Annotated in this window: 17 protein-coding genes and 4 pseudogenes; 19 read left to right on the top strand and 2 right to left on the bottom strand. The window is 34.4% G+C overall.

Going from position 1 to position 22,015, the window contains the following annotated elements:
* Positions 1-63 precede the first annotated feature (63 nt).
* From AC3WVA_RS26995 to AC3WVA_RS26955, 9 genes and pseudogenes are all read left to right on the top strand, one after another.
* Positions 64-1,303, top strand: a pseudogene (locus AC3WVA_RS26995) (LXG domain-containing protein); the annotation flags it as partial.
* 44 nt (positions 1,304-1,347) lie between these two features.
* Positions 1,348-1,914: pseudogene (locus tag AC3WVA_RS26990) on the top strand (hypothetical protein); the annotation flags it as partial.
* A 17-nt stretch (positions 1,915-1,931) separates the two neighbouring features.
* Positions 1,932-2,381, top strand: a complete 450-nt coding sequence (locus AC3WVA_RS26985; RefSeq protein WP_227601731.1) for a hypothetical protein — start codon at positions 1,932-1,934, stop codon at positions 2,379-2,381.
* Positions 2,382-3,202: 821 nt separating this feature from the next.
* Positions 3,203-3,876 (top strand): annotated as a pseudogene (locus tag AC3WVA_RS26980) (transposase).
* 329 nt (positions 3,877-4,205) lie between these two features.
* Entirely contained in the window at positions 4,206-4,835 is a 630-nt protein-coding gene (locus AC3WVA_RS26975) for a hypothetical protein (RefSeq protein WP_098880630.1), read from the top strand.
* On the top strand, positions 4,835-5,470 hold the full coding sequence (locus AC3WVA_RS26970; RefSeq protein ID WP_141539602.1) for a hypothetical protein: 636 nt from the start codon (positions 4,835-4,837) through the stop codon (positions 5,468-5,470). Before AC3WVA_RS26975 ends, AC3WVA_RS26970 begins: the two co-directional genes overlap by 1 nt.
* 343 nt (positions 5,471-5,813) lie before the next feature.
* Positions 5,814-6,197 (top strand): hypothetical protein, encoded by a 384-nt coding sequence (locus AC3WVA_RS26965; protein WP_098521021.1) that lies wholly within the window; start codon positions 5,814-5,816, stop codon positions 6,195-6,197.
* A gap of 16 nt (positions 6,198-6,213) precedes the next feature.
* On the top strand, positions 6,214-6,852 hold the full coding sequence (locus AC3WVA_RS26960; RefSeq protein WP_098521020.1) for a nuclease-related domain-containing protein: 639 nt from the start codon (positions 6,214-6,216) through the stop codon (positions 6,850-6,852).
* 532 nt (positions 6,853-7,384) lie between these two features.
* Positions 7,385-7,801, top strand: a complete 417-nt coding sequence (locus tag AC3WVA_RS26955) for a VOC family protein (RefSeq protein WP_098521019.1) — start codon at positions 7,385-7,387, stop codon at positions 7,799-7,801.
* Between the two features lie 418 nt (positions 7,802-8,219).
* Here the strand turns inward: AC3WVA_RS26955 and AC3WVA_RS26950 are convergent, their stop codons facing one another.
* Positions 8,220-8,378, bottom strand: coding sequence for a hypothetical protein (locus AC3WVA_RS26950; RefSeq protein ID WP_016090009.1), 159 nt, complete (start codon positions 8,376-8,378; stop codon positions 8,220-8,222).
* Between the two features lie 205 nt (positions 8,379-8,583).
* On the opposite strand from AC3WVA_RS26950, the pseudogene AC3WVA_RS26945 reads away from it, so the two are divergent.
* From AC3WVA_RS26945 to AC3WVA_RS26930, 4 genes and pseudogenes are all read left to right on the top strand, one after another.
* A pseudogene (locus tag AC3WVA_RS26945) lies at positions 8,584-8,718 on the top strand (helix-turn-helix domain-containing protein); the annotation flags it as partial.
* Positions 8,719-8,798: 80 nt separating this feature from the next.
* Entirely contained in the window at positions 8,799-9,233 is a 435-nt protein-coding gene (locus AC3WVA_RS26940; protein ID WP_227601725.1) for a MarR family winged helix-turn-helix transcriptional regulator, read from the top strand.
* Positions 9,234-9,287: 54 nt separating this feature from the next.
* The gene (locus AC3WVA_RS26935) at positions 9,288-10,484 is read left to right on the top strand and encodes a serine hydrolase domain-containing protein (protein ID WP_098521018.1); all 1,197 of its coding nucleotides are present in this window, start codon (positions 9,288-9,290) and stop codon (positions 10,482-10,484) included.
* 761 nt (positions 10,485-11,245) lie between these two features.
* Positions 11,246-11,680 carry a MarR family winged helix-turn-helix transcriptional regulator gene (locus AC3WVA_RS26930; protein WP_098521017.1) on the top strand — a complete coding sequence of 145 codons (435 nt, stop codon included), beginning with the start codon at positions 11,246-11,248 and terminating at the stop codon, positions 11,678-11,680.
* Positions 11,681-12,787: 1,107 nt separating this feature from the next.
* On the opposite strand, the gene AC3WVA_RS26925 is transcribed toward AC3WVA_RS26930, so the two are convergent.
* Positions 12,788-12,928 carry an IS3 family transposase gene (locus AC3WVA_RS26925; protein WP_411470223.1) on the bottom strand — a complete coding sequence of 47 codons (141 nt, stop codon included), beginning with the start codon at positions 12,926-12,928 and terminating at the stop codon, positions 12,788-12,790.
* Between the two features lie 713 nt (positions 12,929-13,641).
* On the opposite strand from AC3WVA_RS26925, the gene AC3WVA_RS26920 reads away from it, so the two are divergent.
* The 6 genes from AC3WVA_RS26920 to AC3WVA_RS26895 all read left to right on the top strand — a co-directional run bounded on the left by AC3WVA_RS26920 (position 13,642) and on the right by AC3WVA_RS26895 (position 22,006).
* Positions 13,642-14,823 (top strand): aldehyde dehydrogenase family protein, encoded by a 1,182-nt coding sequence (locus AC3WVA_RS26920; protein WP_098521016.1) that lies wholly within the window; start codon positions 13,642-13,644, stop codon positions 14,821-14,823.
* Between the two features lie 19 nt (positions 14,824-14,842).
* A complete protein-coding gene (locus tag AC3WVA_RS26915) occupies positions 14,843-16,495 on the top strand; it encodes a thiamine pyrophosphate-binding protein (protein WP_098521015.1) in 1,653 nt (550 codons plus the stop codon).
* 3 nt (positions 16,496-16,498) lie between these two features.
* Positions 16,499-17,866 (top strand): class I adenylate-forming enzyme family protein, encoded by a 1,368-nt coding sequence (locus tag AC3WVA_RS26910; protein ID WP_098521014.1) that lies wholly within the window; start codon positions 16,499-16,501, stop codon positions 17,864-17,866.
* Entirely contained in the window at positions 17,863-18,567 is a 705-nt protein-coding gene (locus AC3WVA_RS26905; RefSeq protein WP_492322333.1) for a hypothetical protein, read from the top strand. The genes AC3WVA_RS26910 and AC3WVA_RS26905 overlap by 4 nt, the downstream gene beginning before the upstream one ends.
* A gap of 23 nt (positions 18,568-18,590) precedes the next feature.
* The gene (locus AC3WVA_RS26900; RefSeq protein WP_098521013.1) at positions 18,591-19,745 is read left to right on the top strand and encodes a beta-ketoacyl-[acyl-carrier-protein] synthase family protein; all 1,155 of its coding nucleotides are present in this window, start codon (positions 18,591-18,593) and stop codon (positions 19,743-19,745) included.
* Positions 19,746-20,068: 323 nt separating this feature from the next.
* Positions 20,069-22,006, top strand: coding sequence for a cyclic peptide export ABC transporter (locus tag AC3WVA_RS26895; RefSeq protein ID WP_098880629.1), 1,938 nt, complete (start codon positions 20,069-20,071; stop codon positions 22,004-22,006).
* Positions 22,007-22,015: the final 9 nt, after the last annotated feature.

Genomic DNA, 22,015 nt, shown 5'->3' with positions numbered 1-22,015 from the left:
TCTAAACGAAGTGAAAGTGGGGGTAGTTCAAAGGCAACAGCAATTAAAAAGGGAGGACAAAGCATGAGTTTAAATATGTATTTAGGGGAAGTACAAAATCAGACTCAAAGCATGAATGCTGTATGTACCGCTACTATTCAAGGCATGGAACAAGTCATTCAGTCGATTGATGCTTTTGCAACTGATACGGTTCTGCAAGGACGAACATATAGTAGTGCAAAAATATTTCTTGTCCAAACCTTTCGTCCTTTAGCACAGGGTATTATTTATTTATGTGAAGAATTAATTCGTTAAAATGATGCTTTTCCAAGAGATTTTCAATCACAAGTTGCTTCCACGGATGTAGTCGAACAAGAAGTTAGAGAGCAAATTCAAGAAATCAATCAAATGATTGCAAGTATAGAAGTGATAGATGAAGCTACACCAATGCCTGGTATAGACGCAATTGTAGCTGTTTTAGTTGAGATGAGAAAAAAACTTGAAGAAAAATTAGAGCATTTATATGAATTCAATTATACGTCCAGTAATAACTACAGCACGGCCCTTCAATTAGCAGCTAGTATTGCTACTGGTCTTGCCGAAGTTCAAAGTGGGAAAGGATTTAGTCCTGTTAGCGGTACGTTTAGTACACAGGGCTTGAATATGGAATGGACGACTTCTATCCAAGCAATTACAGAAGAAAAAAAACATCATTCTGAAGAAATCAGTATTATAGAACAATCGTTGTTCGATAAATTTAAAGATACTGTTGGAAATAACGTTGAAGCGATGGATCAGTTGTATGAAAAGTTTATTCACCAGATAGAAAACACTCCCCTTATTGGACAATATTACAACTACAAAAAAGGGCAAAATGAAGCGGTGTTAGATGAACTTAAAGGAATATTAAACACAATTTTACATCCAATAGATAGTGTTGAGGGTGCTGTGTATGCTCTTTCTCACATCGACGAAACATTTGCTGCTGTAGAACAAGCTATTTCTGATTCGTGGAATCAAGATGTTGTAAATGGAGATTGGAATAGCAGAGCTAAATGGTATGGAAATGTAGAGATGCAAGTTAAGTTAGCAATCGCTGAATTATTTGTAGGAACAAAAGGTGTAGATAAAGTTTCAACGTTAGGCAAAACCTCAAAACTTAGTGAAAGTGTAAATTTTATACAAGGCACTAAAAACGTAATAACTTTAGATAAGTTTAAGCAAAGCGTTGACATGTTGAATAATATTCTAATGCCAAAAAATCAATTTGCCTATGCAGGTGCAAATAATATACGCTCTAAATTTGATACACCTGATTTTCATCGAGTTGAAGAAAAGCTATCAACCCATCAGTTTGCTAAAGGCGAGGGCAGTTCTAGTGGAAATAAGGGTACGGGTAAAACTGGTGTTGGTAAAACGGGTGAGGGAATACCTTTAGAAAAAGTAAAGCCCGATGTACTTAAACAGATACATGCTGATGATAATGGAGCATATGGATATTTACCAAAAGAGGGTACTGCATATAATAAACCAGAATATGACTTTACAAATGTTGAATGGACAAAAGAAATGCAAAATGTAAGAAAAGATTATCTTGAAGCATCTAAACAATTAGAAAGTGATATCGAAAAAATGATATCTGAAGGATTTTCTAAAGAAAAAATAGCTGAACATGTTGTAGAAGCACGTAATCAGCAAAAAAATGCAGCGAGGGAAAATATGACTGCTGAGGAGAGAGCCGGTTTAGAGGAAAGAAATATAAAAAAATATGGTAATCCAATAGGACCGACAGCTGAGAGTATGTTTAATAAGATAAGAGATTCGTACATTGATAAAGGAATTTATGAATCAGATGAACAAGTATGGAAAATTATAATTCAAAAATCAATGCAAAAAGATGATGTAATAAACACACTATTAGGATTAGAGCATTAGGAGGGACAGGATAACTTATGATAATAATGAATAATTACTCTAAGACAGGAACGTATATTATATTAGAACCTAGCGGATATTCAGTAGTTGAAAAAAATAAAGTAAAGTTGGTTAGACAAGGCGTCGGAGGATTTAGTGAAGATGGACAGGTAGTTGGTATTTATGTTAAAGATAACAAACTATTTTTTTTCTATAATGGAAAATCATTTGAAACATCTATAGAAAATCTAATTTGTACAAATAGTTATGTTTCAAAATTGAAAAGATGTTTTAGTGTAATAATAGGAGGACAAAATATCTGTAATATAGTTTATGAGCCTTTTATTGATCCAGGAATGATTTATTATGATGCAGACCCTGAAGAGTTTGATGTATTGTTATACTTAAGTGAATTATTGAAGAATGAGGATTCTATTAAGAGATTTATGAATGGGATGGAAATGATTAAAAAGCAGAATAAAGGTTAGTGTTTTAGGGAAAGAATTAAGTGTTTGAAATTACGTACTTCATGATGGTTGGCCCATCATTGGGTACTGTGTCCAATGATAGAATAGAAAAAAAGTACGAGTTTAGGTAAGATGACATTTTACAACATATGAACTTAAAGCACTTGTTTGTCGATTAAAGGAAACAAGTGCTTTTTTGCGTTTTAGGAGGGAGATGAGTAGACACATTATACTTTTATAAGTACGCTAAGATTGTTAATTTTTATTAACAGTAATAATAATTTTCTTCTTAAATTTTAAGAGGATAGAATAATTTCTTTTGAAAAATCTTGAAATATAAATCTAAAATGTATAATATATAGGTATATTGTTAGTCTATTTGATTCCGTTTATTCCCACACCTTATTGTGTTGTGGTTGAGTTGTAGAAGCAAGTTGCGTCTTGTTTCATTTGTGAAAGGGCTTCTTTGAGCCGATTAGTGTATATATAGCTTATTTTGCTATGCACATTTTTAATCGACTTGAAGAAGCCTTTTTGTGTTGTTTTCAAGTTCGCAGGCTGGATTATGAATCTTAACAAATTACAAGAAAGAGGAGATATGAAAATGAAAAAAGATAACATTTGGACAGTATTAGATGATTCAAAAGAGCAGGAAAAAAGAAAGTAATCCAAAGAGCCAGGTAATATATTTATTGTTAGGGATAAGCTATCGGAAATTAAAAATGAAGAATTACTATTTGAATAAAGTGGAGGTAGTTTATAGAGGGTAAAAGGAAGAACTAAGTGATGTATATACTTGGATCTTCTTTTTTTATTGTAAAAAAGAAATTGGAGGGAATATCATGTTTACAAAAATTATTATTGGTCTATTTTGTTATGTGTTTTTGGTAGTTTGTAATTCAAAGGAAAAATTTTTAATAGAAGAAGCCAAGAAAAAAGAAAGGAAAAATAAACCGGTGGAACGACCCGTTTATTGGTGCCCAAGAGAAAATAGACCTGTCGGAAGGGAACAAGAGCGTGTTACTGCTCCAACGAAAGAAATCCACTTAGAAAAGGATGTAGAAAGTGTATATAACTTAGTTACTATATCGGTTCATGAGAATCTCGATAAAGAAGGGGGTAACAAGTTAAAACATGAAGCTATAGAAGAAGTAGAGTATGATAAGGCGGTTTATGATATTCCATTTCCAAGTGATGGGGATATATCAGAGGGACTTTTAGAATATAGGAATTCTATCCAGAACTAGTTTCGATTCTATTAGAAAGAGAACACATAGAAGACATTTGTGCAGTTCAATGAGGAGTACTCAATGTAGAAAATATGTTTTTTGTGAAGTGTACTGCAAAAGTGATAAGACAAGAACAATGACTGACACGTGTCAGGAATATTTCTGATAACAAGCGTTATCAGATACATACAGAGGGAGAAATATTAACAGAAAATCAACTGCTATATATAGCATTATAAATTGATTCATCTTATTTCTATACATTAGTTGCATCTAAGAAAAGATAACTAGGAAATATATGAATGTACTTCCTAGTTATCTTTTCTTAGATAGCATGAAATACAGCATTATCTCACTTATTTGTACAAGGAGAAAATATTTTTTATTTTTGTACAAGTGAGTGGGATAGAGTAATTCACCATATAAGGATATTCGACTATAATGAGACATTGTACGTCATTGTAATATTAAAATATTTTGAGATTGAGGTGATTAACAGTCTTAGAATAGGAGAATTGAGAACTCTTCGTAATATTACAATGCTTTAAATAGATAGTATCAAATCATGAGTATTGTATGAAAAAAATTTTATTAAAGTAAATAGGAGTGATAATATATGGCAATCGATCATATAAGCAACAACGTAGTAGAAAAATTAAAACAAACGGTGCGCTATGAAAAGAAACAAGTTCAGGTATTACGTGTAAGTAAAAGTAGTTCAAATACACATGCTTACATGATTTTTCCAGAATTCACAGAGGTTAAAATTTTGAATACCGAACTGGATGAATATATAGAAAATCTATCAATAAGCTTGAAATATGTCATTGATCGTAAGTTGAGTCAACAAGAAATAGAAAAACAAAATCATTCGTTCATTATGACATGTGCAGTTGAGGAGGATGGAGTGATAGATGATGAAACTATTCATTTCAATACGACTTATGTCAAACCACCAACAATTGCAAATAAAGTATTTAAGTTAGTGTGTGGATTAGGAAATCGTTTAGATAGCTTAAAAGAATTACATATTGCGGTATTAAATAATAATATTAATCGAATTGAAATTGGATTTTACAATGAAAATGAAACATATATGGCAGTAGAGAAGGAAGAAATCGCGAATGCAATTATGGGGGCATATACAAAAGCAAATATCTATTATGCTGCAGATCTCTATTACGTTGCAGAAGGAGATCAAATCAAATTAAAGAGCGTTAAACCGAAATTAGCGGGGGATGTGTGATGAAACAAGAAAAAAGGATGATAGGTATCTTATGTACGCTTGTTTTAATGGCTTTACTTTTTATCCCCTTACAAGCAGTTCAGGCCTCTGTAAAAGTAGATTTTAATAAATTAAAGGGGAACGATGTTTCGTCATCTTTTAAAGAGGGATTAAACAATCGAACGAAAAAAACAGAGAAAGATGATTCATTTGGCTCATCGATCATACAAAAGATTGAAGGTTTGTATGCACCTGCTTTTAAGGTAGGAGTAAATATCTTTTCTATTTCATTCGTATTAGGCATTATTGTCATGGTTATGGCGTTAATTACAAAGAATGGCCAATGGATGAAGTGGGCAACTGGAAGTATGATTTTCTCATTTATTAGTATGATGTCCATGAGACTGAGTGTGTACTTCTTGTTCAGTTCGGATGTAGTTTCGTTTATGAACATCTTTACGGATTTTTTAAACCTGTTTAAAGCAACAGCACTTATTTTCACACCGTTTATGCTAATCGCAGGTATTCGTTTAAGAAAAATTCATGAGAGTACGAAACAGCCAGAGTATTACCGTTGGTCCAACCGTGTTATAACGGGATCTTGTTTGCTGTGTATGTTAGCCGTACTCGCTCCATGGCTATTTGCTAATATGTAAAACCTATATATAAAGATGATAAAAGGTACTGAATTTACATTCTGTACCTTTTATCTATCTATTTGGTTTCTTTTTTCATATTCTTCAAGTATCTCCGGCAATATAGGAGATAATATGCAACTTAGAAATACAGTTGTACTTTTACAGGTGAAAAGGTTTGAAAAAGCTGAATCTGTTTCTTGTTCTGTTACCGTATTATCTACTATAAGCTTTAACACATCAATTACAATCCTCTTTAGGCTAGTTCGAAAATTAATAGAGGTGTATCATATCATGCTTATAATTGAATGTAAAAATTTCTCAATTGAAAATAACCTGATCTATTTTGAAAGGACTGTTTGTTTTGAAAAGAAATCGAGAGTATATTGTTTTACGAAATTCCATTTTAATCGGTTGGCTGCTCACAATTATTATTATGGGGCTATCTATCTATTTTTCTTCCATTATATATTTATTAATCGGTTGTTTCATTCTGTCCCTAAAATACGGATTAATGGGCACAATAAAGAATGTAGAAAAACGTTTACCCACCTGGGCTAACTTTGGTGTCATTGAAAAGCCAGTAAATAGAAGGGTAACTAGACCTTTTCAGTTTCGGGGTGGGCTCTTTGTTTCTTTAGCGTTAGGATTCGTAGAGATGGTGATAAAAGGCTTATGTATCTCATATTTTATTTTAGGATTAGAAACGTATATATATCATTTGATGCGTAGTAACACAAGAATGTGAAAAGGAGAGTTTTATTATGAAAGTATTGATATTCGAACTGATTCTCATTGTAATTCTGATTCCTTTGAACATCGTTTTAAAAAAACATGTACCGAAATGGAAAAGGAAAGCTGGGGAAAAATTTGTGAAACGTATATTGGGAAAATTAGATTCCAAAAGTTATTATGTGTTACATGATGTGACGGTTTATACCGAGTATGGTGATACAACGCAAGTTGACCATATTGTTATCGCGGAAACAGGTGTATTTGTTATAGAGACAAAGAATTACGAGGGCTGGATTGATGGAAGTGAGAAATCAGCAAGGTGGTCACAGGGTATTTTTAGAAAGAAATCCTCTTTTCAAAACCCATTTCGACAAAACTATAAACATATAAAGGCAATTGAATGGGTGATGGAAAAACAGCTGCCGTGTATCTCTATTGCTGTATTTCATCCAAAATGCAGTTTAAAAAGGGTAAATGTTCATTCTAAAGATAAACATATCTTATATTATAACGATCTGAAAAAATGTATCGAATCTTATATTGATCTGAAACTAACAAAGAACGAGGTTGAGCATATCTACCAAACTATTTTACGAGCTAATAATACCGGTAAGGATATTGAGAAGAAACATGTGAAGTATTTACAGAATAGATTCGCTAAACAATAAGAAACGGAGAAAGGAACAATGTTATATATAATAGGTTTTTTGGTAATCATCGTAGTAGTTATTCGTCTTAACGTGAAGTATTACCAGTTAAAAGGTAACCCAAAAGATTTTGTGATGAAAAAGAATGACTAAAGATATATTGTAGAGATAAAGCTAATAGACTATGTACATTATTAGGACCGTCATGAAAAGTTCAAAAGAATAATTTTAAAGCATCGACTAAATCTAATTCTGTAGCAACATTGAGACCTTGCTGAGCAGGATTATTTTGTTATATCACCTGCAGTCTTTTTATGTATTTCGTATTTGAAAATGACTGAGTCGAATATCCTTCAGTTTTACTAATTGTTGAGTAAAAAAATTTTTTAATTACAAATAAAGATGTTGAAATATGTCAGTCATGTTATTCAGTCAAATGGAAATTTCCTTAAATGATAGAAAGGATTATTTGTAAGTAAATTGAAATTAATTCAGAAGCAGTTATTAAGTTAGCATCTGGACGTACTACTCAACATTAAGGAGGAAATTGATTATGAGCAACACACAGACATTCCGAGGACTAACGACAGTCAGTTTTTGGACAAATGATCTAACAGCGGCAAAGAATTGGTATGGCGAACTATTGGGCTTAGAACCATACTTCGAACGTCCTGGATATGCCGAGTTTCGCCTTGGTGACTACCAGCACGAACTGGGCCTGATTGATAGCCGCTACGCACCTAATGGTTCAGCGACCAGTCCAGCAGGTGCTGTAGTGTATTGGCATGTCGATGATGTAACAGCCACATTCAAAAAGCTGTTGTCTATGGGAGCAAAAGAGTACGAGGCACCAACAGGGCGAGGTGAGGGTTTCATTACTGCTTCCGTAATCGATCCCTTTGGTAACATCTTAGGTATTATGTACAATCAGCACTATTTAGAGGTTCTGAGTTCGGCCCGAAAAGCGTGACCTTCGCCGTCGACATACACAGTTCACCGAAGAATGGTATGTAGTGCTATGAAGTGTAGCGATTATCTTTGCAGTGAAGTATATTATATTAATAATTAAACGACTCTATTTTAACCCCTTCTTAAAATAAGAATGGGATTATATGTATTTTAGGATTTAAAATTAAATAACTTTATTGTCATTTTAATTTAATTCATATACACTAGCGATTTTTGTGAATATCCACCAATACCAATGGCTGTCCTAAAGGACTATTTCAAGTTATGGAGATAAGTATGAATAGAAAACCAAGTTTAACTATGATCTACAAAAGAAGTGCATTATATTTTTAAATGATAAATGTAACAAGCTAAAATAGTTCTGGAATAACTCCTTACTGATTAAATTTCTAGAAATTTAATCAGTAAGGAGTGTTTTCTTAATCTCGCATTGCCCCTGCTTCTCGGGAAGTCATTGCTCCTTGTCCCGCTCTTACATCATTCTGAATTTCTTGTTTCACTTTTTGTGCATCAGTTTCAGCAAAATCTGGTTTCATAACAGAACCAGTGCTTTTTATAGCTTTTTTATGACCTTGCATACAACTCCTCCTCGATTTAACGTTTAACAACAGTATTATTTACAAAAATATACTCGATATTCCCGATGAATTGAACATGTTTCATGAAAAGTACAAGGCAGGAAGGCATCTTAATTGTTCGACACATATAAAGTGTTACTTTACTATATACAGAATATGCATTTTTGTGTAATTGTCATATTCCGAAATGGAGGTGAATGAAATGATGTGTAATCAAGCCTATAAGTTTCGTATCTATTCAAATCAAGCAAAAACGTTTTTTATCAATAAAACAATTGGTTGTTCGCATTTTGTTTTCAATCATTTCCTATCCCTATGGGATCACGCATACAAAGAAACGTAAAAAGGTTGACATATGATTGACGTTTAACAAATCACTTGATAATATATTAGGTATCTAACATGTTAGCGGGTGATTTTTTGTCTTTATATGAACAAGTTAAACGAATTAATGAAGCTGAATATACAATAAACCGCTTGATATATAAACATTACAAGCAATATTTAAATAGTGGCATTACAACACAACAAGCAGTTGTATTAGATATTGTATATTTAGCGAAACGTATTACGGTCGGCGAAATTGCAATTGAAATGAATATAAGCTCTAGCGCAGTTAGCCAATTAATAGCGAAATTGGAAAAGAATCAATATATTAAACGAGAAATTAATCTTCAAAATCGACGTGAAATATATATAACGTTAGATGAAAAAGGATTGGAATATTTTTCGAAGCAAGATTATGTAGAACAGCAAATCGCAGATAAAATTTACAGCAAACTTTCATCAGAAGAGCTAGATGAATTTGAAAGAATTGTTGATAAATTAAGGGGGATTGTGATGAAGGAATTATAAAAATCCCTTCACGCTCAATATGTTAGATATCTAATTTGTTTAGGGGGCTAAAATATGAGGGATTTACTTGAAAATATCGCTTTTAACGGTGCGGTTTATTATGAAAAAAACGATCAAATCAAGCAGTATTTTCATGGTTATCAAGAACTCGAAAAGAAGCACCTTATTAACAAAAATACACAATTTAATCTAGCATCATTAAGTAAAATGATTACAGCGGTAATGACGTTTCAGCTAATCGAAAAAGGACAGCTACAGTTAGAAGATAAAATTACATGTTGGTTTAACGTACCATATTTTACAGAAGTAACAGTTGCAGAATTACTTACACACACATCCGGTATTCCAGAGTATATCACGGAAGATTTAACAATAAGTGTTGAAACATTTATCGAAGGAGTGCTACCACAATATACATCAAATGAGCATTGGTCTTATAGTAATACGAATTATGTTTTACTTGCCAAAATAATTGAAAAAGTGAGTGGTTTATCGTATGAAACGTATTTGCAACAATATATTGCAGAACCATTAAATCTTACTCATATGACCACGCAACCCATAAAGCAATTTGTAGCGCAAGGTCAAACGTTTAATTATGAGGAGCAACAATATAAAAAGGTGCTTGATGACCCATATTTACACGAAATCGAAAAATATAATAATCAATATGGTGACGGTGGTATTTATGCAACAGTCGCAGAGGTAGCGAAGTTTTTAAAAGCATTTTGGCAAGGTCAGTACATTAGCAAAGAGATTGTTCAATTTATGTTAACACCGACAGAAGTCAATAATAATTATAGTTATGGTTTTATCATTCAAAATGAGTGGGTAGGCCATACAGGTGGATGGCTTGGTTGCTCAGCACAAGCCTTTATGAATATACCTACAGGGGAAGTGATTGTGTTAGCGACGAATCAAGAAGTGTTTCCTCAATATGAACAAGAAATTATGCATTACTTAATGGGAATACAATATGCTGTAGAAGCACCAAAATATGTGATGACTTTACCGCTCACAATTAAAGATGATATTACGGGTTGTTATGAATTAGCAGATGGGCTTGGCACAAGATTTACAATTAAAAAGGATATACAATTTATAATTTCATTTGAACATCAGTTGTCTGTGCCACTTTTTAAAATAGATGAGTCATATTATTGGATACGTAATACGATGAGTTATGTAGATGATGCGAAGCATTTATTTATCGATGAAGGTGTTGAAATACCATATCAAAAAGTCAATTGATATGGTCAGGAAGGTTCTGTTGTGAACGACTCGCCACTTAGCAAAGCTTGAAGTGGGAACTTCTCAGTTCCGCGAAGAAAGTAACCTTTCGATTCCCTGAGCGTTACTTTGGGTTGTTACACCTAGATGTCCAACGCATGGACGATCTTGTGGTAAGGTTGATATTTTACAAAGGAACCGAATGGATTGGTTTTCGCACGCTATTTTCTTCCTACAATTTCCTATATCAAGTTATCAAAGAACTTCATATATCTCGTTTATTAAAAGTTTTTGGCTTTGCTAAACCCAAATTCGTCTCCCACCTATCGTTGGGTTACGCCCTTCACACGTTTGAGGAAGGAGAATTCTTGCGGGGAGTACGCTAAAATATCACATGTATAATTCTCCTTATTCCTTTTTCTAGAGTGGTGCCTCAGTTAGACAACTTTTCAACAGAATTTTCAAAGTCATCCATATGATCAAAAAAGAACAGATGGATTTGCAGGATTAGACTGTTCAAAAGCGGAAGGTGTTCATTCATTAAAAATTTGAACTTACAGTATAGATTTCGATACCTTTAAGAATCTACTAGCATTTGTAATCTTTTTCATGAATTTGCACCAAAATCCATTATTATAAGTGAATATGGTACAAAAATTATAAAACTCTTTTAAGGGCAATAATAAAGATTGACGGTTTATAAGTCACCTGCTAACATATTAGATATCTAACATATTAGCTACCTAATATATTAGTTATCTAACGTATTAGCGGGTGATTTTTTGTCTTTATATGAACAAGTTAAGCGTATTAATGAAGCTACATATACAATAGATCGTCTGATTTTTAAACATTATAAACAATATTTAAATATTGGTATTACAACACAACAGGCGGTTGTATTAGATATTGTGTACATGGCAAAACGCAGTACGGTCGGCGAAATTGCGATGGAAATGAATATAAGCTCTAGCGCAGTTAGCCAACTGATTGCAAAACTAGAAAAGAATCAATATATCAAACGAGAAATTAATCTACAAAATCGACGTGAAATATTTATAACGTTAGATGAGAAGGGGATGGAGTATTTTTCGAAGCAAGATTATGTAAAACAGCAAATCTCAGATAAAATTTACAGCAAACTTACATCAAAAGATTTAGATCAATTAGAGTGTATTGTTGAAAAATTAAAGGAGATTGCGATGAAGGAATTATAATGATCTTTTTATGTTTAATTTGTTAGATATCTAATTCTTTTAGGTTATTAACAGGTGGAGGTTTACTTGAGAATATTGCATTTACTGGTGATGTGTATCATGAAAGTAATAGACAAATCATGTTTTCAAGAAATTACAAAGCAGCATCTTATTAAGGAAAATACACGATGTAATCTAGCATCATTAAATATCTACAGAGGGGCATTCTAGCTAATGGAAAAAGGACAGCTACGGTTAAAGATAAAATTATAAGTTGGTTTAATGTACAGCGTTGTACAGAGGTGACAGTGGCAGAATTACTCATATATCCAGTATTTTAGAGTATATTGCAAAAGATTTGATAATAAGTTTTAAATAATTTAATAGTCTTGTAGTTTTCTATTATAAATGGGATACACGATTGCTAATATTATTTAAATTACATTATAAAAAAATTGTATAGTGTCATAAATCTAGTTTTAAAAAAATTTTCTCAATCTTCACTTCCAACTAATCCGTTTACAAAATTAACTATATATGCTAATTTAATGGAGCTGAAGTAATAATATGGAAAAATAGTGATGTAGTAACTCTAAATTGAAAAATGAAGTAAATTATTTGGGAACTGTGTTAGAAACTATCGTTGGTGTCACGAATGGTGTATCTGTATAATCAAACGATACATTGAATAATACTTAATATAAAAATGCATTGAGTCAAGGTATATATTCTGGGCAGGATTTTCTGCTATTGAAAGATGAATTATCAGAATTGATGAAATTCAAAATTTTAATTCTTATAATGAAAATCTATAATTTAATAGTTTCTCAAAGCAAATAGAATTAGTACCAAAAATTAAATAAGTAGAAAATAGATAGAGAAAACTGTAGAAATTGAATTATTAAACGCTAGTGTGGATTAATAGGATGTAAGTTGGTTTTCGAAAAGGAGGATCTATTGAATTAGAGGAAGATGGTTCTATAGTTAGTTATAGCAAAAATAAGATAACACAGATATTCTACCGTTTTTTCGCTTAACGGCATTTATAAAAAAGTTTAAAGAAATGTCATTTTTAAACTTTTTTATGAAGGGAAATTCTATATCATGAATATCTGACTATACATTTTTTTATTCACTTGGTGTTTGATTACCAAATGCTGAGTTGATTCTCTTTGAATTATAGAAGAATACAATATGCTCAAAAAGTGATTTTCTTACTTTACTTATTGTTTTATACTTCGTTAGATAAACAAGTTCATTATTAAGAATGCGGTTAAGGTATTTGATACAAGCATTAATTGTAATAGTTTCTTTTACGGTTCAAGTTGCCTATCAAATTATATTGTTTTAATGGTTTTAATACTCATTGGAAGCATACCGAATACCATACCAACTTGTTATTTTTTCAATTTTTATACTTCTATATATTTGGTTGAATTCTTGGGGGCTTGAAATGTTTTTCGCATAAGTTTTTGGTTGGTATAGCCATTTAGAAATTCTCAGACTTCGTAGACATTCTTCACTCAATATTGGGAGAGATGATGGTGAATAAATTTTAACCTAATCGAGTACTATTCGAGAATTAGTGCATCGTCTTTTTTAGAATTCTATTTTCCTCTTCGAGATTACTTAATTACTTTTGTAATGCTCTTAGTTCAGCACCTGAGGTAGAAATTTACTTTTAGTTTTTCGCTATTCTTTTTAATTCAATTATAGGTATTTACATTTAATCTAGTTTCTAGAATTACTTGTGCCACGGGTTTATTGTTCTCTAGAATATACTTTAACGTTTCTTTTTTATGTTGCATTATGACATTTTCCATTTGCTTTTTCCATATAAACACCACATCATTGTTATATTTTTTAGTAAAACAATATAGGGCTGCCTTTTAGTCTAGTATTAAGTCTAAAAGCATGAATTTATTAATATTTAATGTCTGTATATTCTTATAAAATCTAACGAGGGGCAGGTATAAATACTTATGGATCATGTGTTTTTTGAAGAGCTGAGCTTTATTATACGTAACATGAAAAAGTATAAAAATGAACTTAGATCAATTCTTATGGAAGTCAGCACGGTTGAAAGTGCTGAGTATGAAATTAGTTCTAGCATTAATGTTCTGGAGCAAGCAACAAAGGAACTGAAATATATGAAAAGAGATATAGTTGAAAAAGTAGCAATCTTCTATCCAACTAACTCAATTCTATATTCTTATATTTTATATGCAATTATTCCAAGCTATTACTGTAAAAATATTTTCTTAAGACCGTCTACATTATCTCATTCTACTACGTTAAAAATTCATAATTTTTTTAATAAGCACTCTAATTTGAATATAAAAATTGAACCTATTGGATATGCAGAATTTAAAAAGAAAACATCTGATGCAGAAGTGGTGGTATTTACAGGTAATTATCATAATAGCATATCTGTTCAAAAGGACTATCCTAGTGCTCTCTTTCTATTTTTTGGTTCCGGCTTAAATCCTTTTTTCATAGGTGCTGAAGCTGATATCGAATATACTGCAGGAAAAGCTGTAGAGGCTCGAGTGTTCAATTCTGGTCAGGATTGCATGTGTCCGGATTTATTTTTTATCCACAGGAGTCAAAAAAAAAGGTTTGTCAAATGCTTGCTGCAGCAGTTAAATGAGATAAAAATCTCTGGGCGAATGAGTGACAAGGTCAAAAACAGTAATTATAAAGAGCTAGTGCTGCAGGCTGAAATATTTCTTAGTGATTATCAGGAGAAAATTGTTTATGGAGGCCAAGTGGATATAGATAAGAATTGGATTGAACCTACTGTTTTGGTTTCCGATATGGATGATATGCCGCGATATGAGGAGCACTTTACCCCGATTTTTAATGTTGTTTCCTATCATGATGCGTCTGAGGTACTCAATTGGCTTATGGATGCAAAACGTTTGGAATCGTCGTTTGGTGTGTCTATTTTTGGGAATACAGACTTAACTGAACCATTAAAAAAACATTATACAGTTGCCGTTAACCAAACACTATTTGATATGGAATGTGGCCATCAGCCTTTTGGTGGTTATGGTCCAAAGGCAAGTTATGTGAAATACAAAGACTGCATGGAAAGCAGGCCAATTTTAATTTCTAAAGAAGTCAACCGAGTATTTAATCAATATATAATGCAGGTTAATTAAAAATTAGGGGGAGTTGTTTTTGTTCACTTCTATATGGGATTTTTATGCATATTTATTAAAAAATTCAAATATTAGAAAGGTCTTTGCTATGGTGGGAGAAGGCGAAGGTCTTCTAGAATCTGCACACTTAGCCAATATGGATGTTTATACATCAAAAGATCAAAGAATTGCAGCAAGTATGGCTATGGGATATTCTCAAGCCTCAGGTGAACCAGTCGTTTACGCGACAAGCCCCGGTCCAGGACTTGTGAATGGATTAACGGCAGTGTTGGAGTCTTTTTCTGCGTGTGTTCCTCTGATTATCATTTCTGCAGGGACATCGAGAACATCCATTGGAACAGGAGCTTTTCAAGAACTCAACAGTATCGAATTGATGAAAGCTATCACAAAATGGCAGTATAGGGTTGAACATGAAGATCAAGCAGAGTGGGCGCTAAAAAGAGCGGTACATATGGCTATAAATGGAAGGCCTGGACCTGTTTATTTAGAAATACCAAATGACCTGGAGCAAGAGCGGTATGAGCAGCCCTCTTCATTGATTTCAAAAGAGCCAATTGTTATGTGCCCAAATCCAAGGCAGATAAGCTTGACAGCAGAGATTTTAGGGAGGTCAAAACGACCGGTGTTTATCGCAGGAGGCGGTTGTCAAAATAATTCCTTGCTAGGTCAATCTCTTTTGACCTTGGCTGAAAAATTTCAGGCCGCCGTGTTTACCACTGCTTCTGGTAGGGGGGTTGTGAATGAGCAGCATCCACATGTATTTGGCAATATAGGTCTTTATGCTTTGCCAGAAGCAAAGGAACTGCTGAGGGAAGGGGATGTCTTTCTGGCTTTTGGCACGCAACTTGAAGAAACAGCTTTAATGGGGTGGAAAGATATTGCAGATGAAAATTTGTTTATACATATCGATTGTGATTACGAAAGTTTAAGAAAGTCCGTTGATGAAGATGTGAGCATCTTAGGTGATGTTTCCTTAACTGTGCAGCAGCTGCTGGAACATGAGGAGAATGAAGGAGCGAAGCGACACCCATGGCTAGAGAGACAGAGACGGGTCAAATATCAGCTCACTAGCGAGTGGACTAAATCTGATTTTTCAAAACACCCTGTCAGAGCTGCTTATCATATATTGTCACAACACATGGAAGGAAATAACATTTTGGTTCAGGATAACGGGCTTCATGATATATGGGGGTATTCCTATCCTATTTTTATTAATCAATTGGGAAGAACCCTTGTACCTGGCGAACAAACTGCCCTTGGTGTGCCAATGGGGGCAAGCATCGGAGCTAAATTAGCTCAGCCTGAATCAACCATTGTTACGTTTATTGGAGATGGCTCATTTGAAATGGGAAAAGGGGCATTAGATACTGCATACGAACTGGGATTGGGTATGATTTATATCGTTATTAATAATGGGGGCTATTCGTGGCCGCGATTTAATCAACAAAAAAAGAATGTTTCCATTGGATGTGATTTTAGAGAGCATCAATGGGCTCATGCGATTCAATCTCTTCAAGGAGCTTTTTACTCTCCAACTAATGAAGAAGAATTCAAAAATGCTATTTGTGAAGCAAAAGAACAATGTAAACGGGGGAAACTGTCCTTAATTGAAATATGCATAGACTGGAAAACGGATATTCCATATACAGTACAACAAGAGTATGGGGTGTAGGGCATGATAGGATTAAAAAACAAAGTGAGTGTCGGCCATCAAGATCAAACAGATAAAATTCAATATTTAACAAATAAATTTATTCTCTTAATGAAGGCTAACCATATACAGTCGAAAGAGGCTGTCGCTCTTTCAATAAGAGATCCGCTGCTATTTTACGCAGCCTATAAAGGGTGTAGTGAACTGGGAATTATTCCAGTCGTGACAGGTGCAATGAAAAATCCTCAAAAAGAGCTTGCGCGGATCCAAGTGCCGCTTTTCTGCTACGAGGCGGATTATGGTTTTTGTGTTGAACGCTATGATGATATTGAAAAGGCACTTCTTCCAGAAGGAGTTGGGGCTATTATCAGAACGACAGGATCGGTTACTGGTATGCCTAAATTTGTCATCTGGTCTAAAAAGGGAATCAAATATCAAAGTGAACAAACAATCACAAGAATGGGCTTTACCGAAAGAGATATTATGTTTGCGGCTGTTCCTTTGTGGGGAGCTTATGGCTTGACTCTGATTAATATCATTGAAACATGCAAAATGAACCTGGTTATTCCAGAACATTTGCGGCCTCGGTATGTTTTGCAATTAATGAAAGAAAGCGGAGCTACTTTATTTGAGGGAACACCTTCATTTTACAAAATCATGCTTGAGCATTTCAGTAAGGAAGTGGATGAACGAAAGGCAGTGTCCAACATGCGCAGCTGGGGATGTGGAGGAGAAATCTTGCCTGAAACTGTCGCGGAAAAATGGTTTGAACTAATAAAACGTCCTATCCTCGACGGATATGGGCTTTCAGAAGCTGGACCCAATGTGGCGTTGAATGCATGCAATGATTTTTGCATAGGAACGGTGGGAAGGCCACTGAAAGGGACGGAATTAAAACTGAACGAAAAGGGAGAGCTACTTGTTAGGAGCCCTAGCAATATGATGGGCTATTTTGGTCCAAATTCACAGGAAAATCCACTCGATTCTGAAGGGTGGCTTAATACTGGAGATTTAGCAGAGATCAATGAGGAAGGTTATTTAAAAATTATAGGCCGGACGAAAAATATCATTGTGATTAAAGAAAAAAATATTAGTCCTGAATATATTGAGAATAAGCTGCGCCACTTTCAAGAAATTCAAGACGTTGTCGTTATTGGTGTTCATCATGAAAACAACGGTATGCGTCTTGCTGCCATCTACATTAGCAAAAACAAAAGTGAAATCAACTCAAAAAATGTAAAGTGCTATGCACAAAAGCATTTAGAAAAAGAACAAGTTCCTTTTTATTACAAACAACTGGATGAATTTCCGATGCTGGCAAATGGAAAAATTGACCGGAATGCTTTAAGGGATGTGTGTTTTACAAAACAAGCAAAGGGTGTGATTGAGTGAAAAATGAACCTTCAGTTGTTCTTATTGGCATTGAAGTAAACGTTATAAACGGGGTTCCGAGCTATCAATGGATCACAAAAAATGAGATACCAATTGAAAGAGAACCCTTTCCATATCAAAAAAGTAAATTTAACGATGAGACTGTAGAACCGTTATGTGAAGGACTGTATAAGATTATTACTGAATTATCACATCAAGGATTTGTCCATTCTAATGATGATATTGGCCTGTTTGTCAATGTTTCAAATGCGATTTGGCCTGATATTGAACGATACGTAGAAGCTTTGGAAAAAGGGAAAAAGGCTGTTAGGCCTCACATGACAATATCTTTTGAAAATAGTCTTCCAACTGCTCAAGCAGCCATACAACTTGGTCTCAATGGACCATCTACAACGTTTGCAGATTACTGTGGCAAAATGTATGGAATTGGATTAGCACATAACGCTTTAATAGACCGACTGGCCGGTCTAATGTTAGTGGCAGAAATTTATCGAGCGCCTGAAACTGACTATGAAAATTTTACCGGTCGGATTACAATTGCCGCTTTAACAAATGCATGTCGTCTTCAAAACTATCAACCTCTGTTTGAAATACGGAACTGGGAATGGGAAAACGAACATGATGAACACTTAAGTTTTAGTGAATGGATTCACCATTGCGTCGAGGGTAATAAAGGACAAGGTGTAAGTCGTTTAACATAAAGGCAGTGGAAGGAGCTGTAAATATGAATAGGATTGGCATTAGTGGAATGGGGCTTGTTTCCCCTTTTGGGCTTGGAATGAATTCATTTGAAGAAGGGTTATATTCAGGGGAATGTGCTATGTCGCCTATTACCCGTTTTGATGCAAGTGGTTTTAGGAGTCAAATAGCTGGCCAGATAAAGGGGAATGTTCTTCATTCTAAGGAAAGTATCGCTAAACAATTTTTATCATTTGCCATGAAAGAGGCTGTAGAAATCGCTGGTTTAAGTGAAAAAAAGATAGAACATCACAGGACCGGATGGATTCTTCCGGTTGTAACAGGGCCGGGCAATGACACAATGGAAAATGAAGCGAATGAATGGATCATGGATCCTGAACATGATCTCCCAACTTTCTTATTTCAGACAAGAAACATCATTAGACCGACGTCAGCTTGTGCGTCAATTGGTACAGCACTTTCAATTGGCTACAGCATGATTCGACATGGCCAGTTGGATATGGTCTTTATCGCACGTGCAGAAGTATTTAATAAGTATGACTTTGCTTCACTTGATATTGTCAGAGCCATTACAAAAACTGAAGCGAAGCCCTTTGATCTCAAGAGAAATGGCATTACGATCGGTGAGGGGGCAGGAGTCATTATATTAGAGTCGGCGGATAGTTTGAAAGAACGTAAACATAAGCCGTTGGCATGGCTTGACGGTGCCAGTTGTGTATTAGGTGGAGAAAAGCAAAATATGATTGAGCTAGATAAGGGAAAGGTAGTCAAATCTATTCAAACAGCGCTCCAACTGGCAGGGGTCAATAAGCCAGATTATATACATGCTCATGCAACTGGAACGCCGCAAGGAGATGTGATCGAATCAGAAGCATTGGTGGAAACCATTGAAGCTGGAAGCAGTATACCGGTTAGTTCTCATAAAGGAGCATGTGGGCATTTGTTGCGTTGTTCAGGTTTTTTGGGTACAGCAGCTGCTTTACTAGCCTTGAAGCTGCAATGTATTCCACCGACAACAGGTTTAGATCAGCTTGATCCGAAAATTACCGCAAATATTATGAAAGAAAAGGCATTTGCGAACATATCTAGCGTGCTTGTCAATAACTTTGGGTTTTGTGGGAATTATGCGTCCTATTTGATTCAACACCCTACGACTGAATGGAAAGGGAATATCAAGTGAACTATGAAAAATTGTTTATTTAATTACTATAGATAGAGAAAAATAATCTTGGAGTTTACTCGTTGTAGAGGATTTTGTATAGTTAAGCGCCATTTTCGAAATGAAAATTGCAAAAACGAGCAGAATGCACTGGTTTTTTGCTTGCTACAATATATACAATTTGTCAAATTATCTAAGCAGGTGATCTTTTCATTTTGAATGGTGGGAGTAGTGAGAAAGCAACCCGTGTTTGCATTAATAAAAGGAACCTCCATTGTATATGTAGAGAGAAATAAAGAGGAAATAAAAAACAAAGAGTTAGAGTTTTTGAAGGGGGAATAACGTTGAATTTTAGCAGTGAGCAATCACTAGCAGATATTGGACGTGCCTTGACAGGAGCTTCGTTTGTCATAGGTGTGTTTATTTGCATTAATTTATTTATTTTATACAGAGTCATTGTACAGGCTCTGAGAAAAGAACGTTCACTTGTTGTATCGGCAAAGAATAGATTGCTTTTGGGTGTGGCAGTTGTTATATATGGAGCCTTAATTTACGTTCTTCATGAATCTTATAAGTGGCTAAAATCTGAGTTTGTTGATTTACAAGCAGTTAGTATACAAATGTCGATTGTATATTGGCTAACGATTTTATTGATAGGTCTGTATATTCTCTACTATGCGTTTACTTTATTTTATAAAAAAGAAGGGCAGGAACAATTTCTGCTAATGATTATCAGCGGGGCTGTAAGTGGGCTGAGCAATACGTTTGTCATATACATCATTAATCAATCGTTAAATACGAAAGACAACTTTACGAATGGTTTATTCTATGCCTTTTTAATTGGGTTGGTTGTTCATATTATTGCAGAACGATACATTCGTACAAGGATTGCTGTAATTACCAATCGAGTGGTTTATGAAAAAAGGGTCAAGCTGATTGATAAAACGTTGCAAATTCCATTTGAACGAATGGAGCGTTTTGAGAAAGGAAAAATCAGTGCTTGTTTAAATAATGATACAGAAAAAATTAGTGAAGGCATGCATTTAGCTGTTACTGGTGCGACCAATTTAATTACTTTGTTTTTCTGTCTAATTTATTTGGGTATGTTGAGCTTTTGGGGCCTTGTTTTATCTTTGGGCGTTGTTGTAGTCACTATTCTAATCAATCTATTTGTTGCAGGGGAAGCAACTAGACTGTATGAAGAGACAAGGGACATTCAAAATAAGTTTTTTGGTTTTATTAATGACATGTTGGCAGGATTCAAAGAGTTGAAGCTAAATAGAGCAAGAAAACTGGCATTCCAACAAAATTTTGAAGAAGCATGCAGCGACTATCGTAAAAAGGGAACAAAGGTTGATCTGAAGTTCGCTAATGCCTTTATTATGGAAGACATGATTCTATTGTCGGTTGTTGGATTTGTGGCGTTTCTCTTTCCACTGATTTTCAAAATGCAAGGTGAATTGCTGTACAATTATGTGTTTATTTTCCTTTATATGATTGGCCCTGTCACCTATCTACTGCATTCTTTTCCGCAAATTATGCAGATTCAAGTAAGCTGGAAACGTATTAATAGTTTAATGGAAGAGGTGGCTGAATTAGAAAAAGAAGACCTAGTTTCTGTAGAAGCGTCGCCTGAAAAGAAAGTGATTCTTACTTTAAAGGGAGTCCAGTTCCAATATAAAGGTACAAACGGTGAAGATTTTTCAGTTGGACCAATTGATTATGAATTTAAAGCTGGAGAAATTACCTTTATTACCGGAGGAAATGGAAGTGGGAAATCAACCTTTGCTAAGCTCGTTACCGGCCTTTATCCGGCTGATCGAGGAGAAACTCTCATTAACGGCGTTTCTAAAACACCAGAACAAATCCAAGAATACTATTCTGCAATTTTTAGCGACTTTTATCTTTTTGACCGTCTCTACGGTATAGATATTGATGGAAGAGAGCAGGAAATTCAAAGTTTACTTGAGCTTCTTAGAATTCAGGATAAGGTCACAATCAAAGATGGTGAATTCAGCACGACTAAACTGTCGACAGGTCAAAAGAAGCGTTTGGCTTTGCTAGTTTCATATTTAGAGGATCGACCTATTTGTTTATTTGATGAATGGGCGGCAGATCAAGATCCAGAATATCGCAAATTCTTCTACTACAATTTGCTTCCTATGTTAAGAGATGAAGGGAAGTGTGTCATTGCGATTACACATGACGATCAATACTTCCATAAGGCTGATCATCTTATCAAAATGGAGCAAGGTCAGTTTGTAGAAAATAAGGATATATGAGGAGGTACA

It is taken from the genome of Bacillus sp. EB106-04-02-XG92 (assembly GCF_058791995.1).
This window is presented reverse-complemented; position numbering and strand designations above follow the sequence as displayed.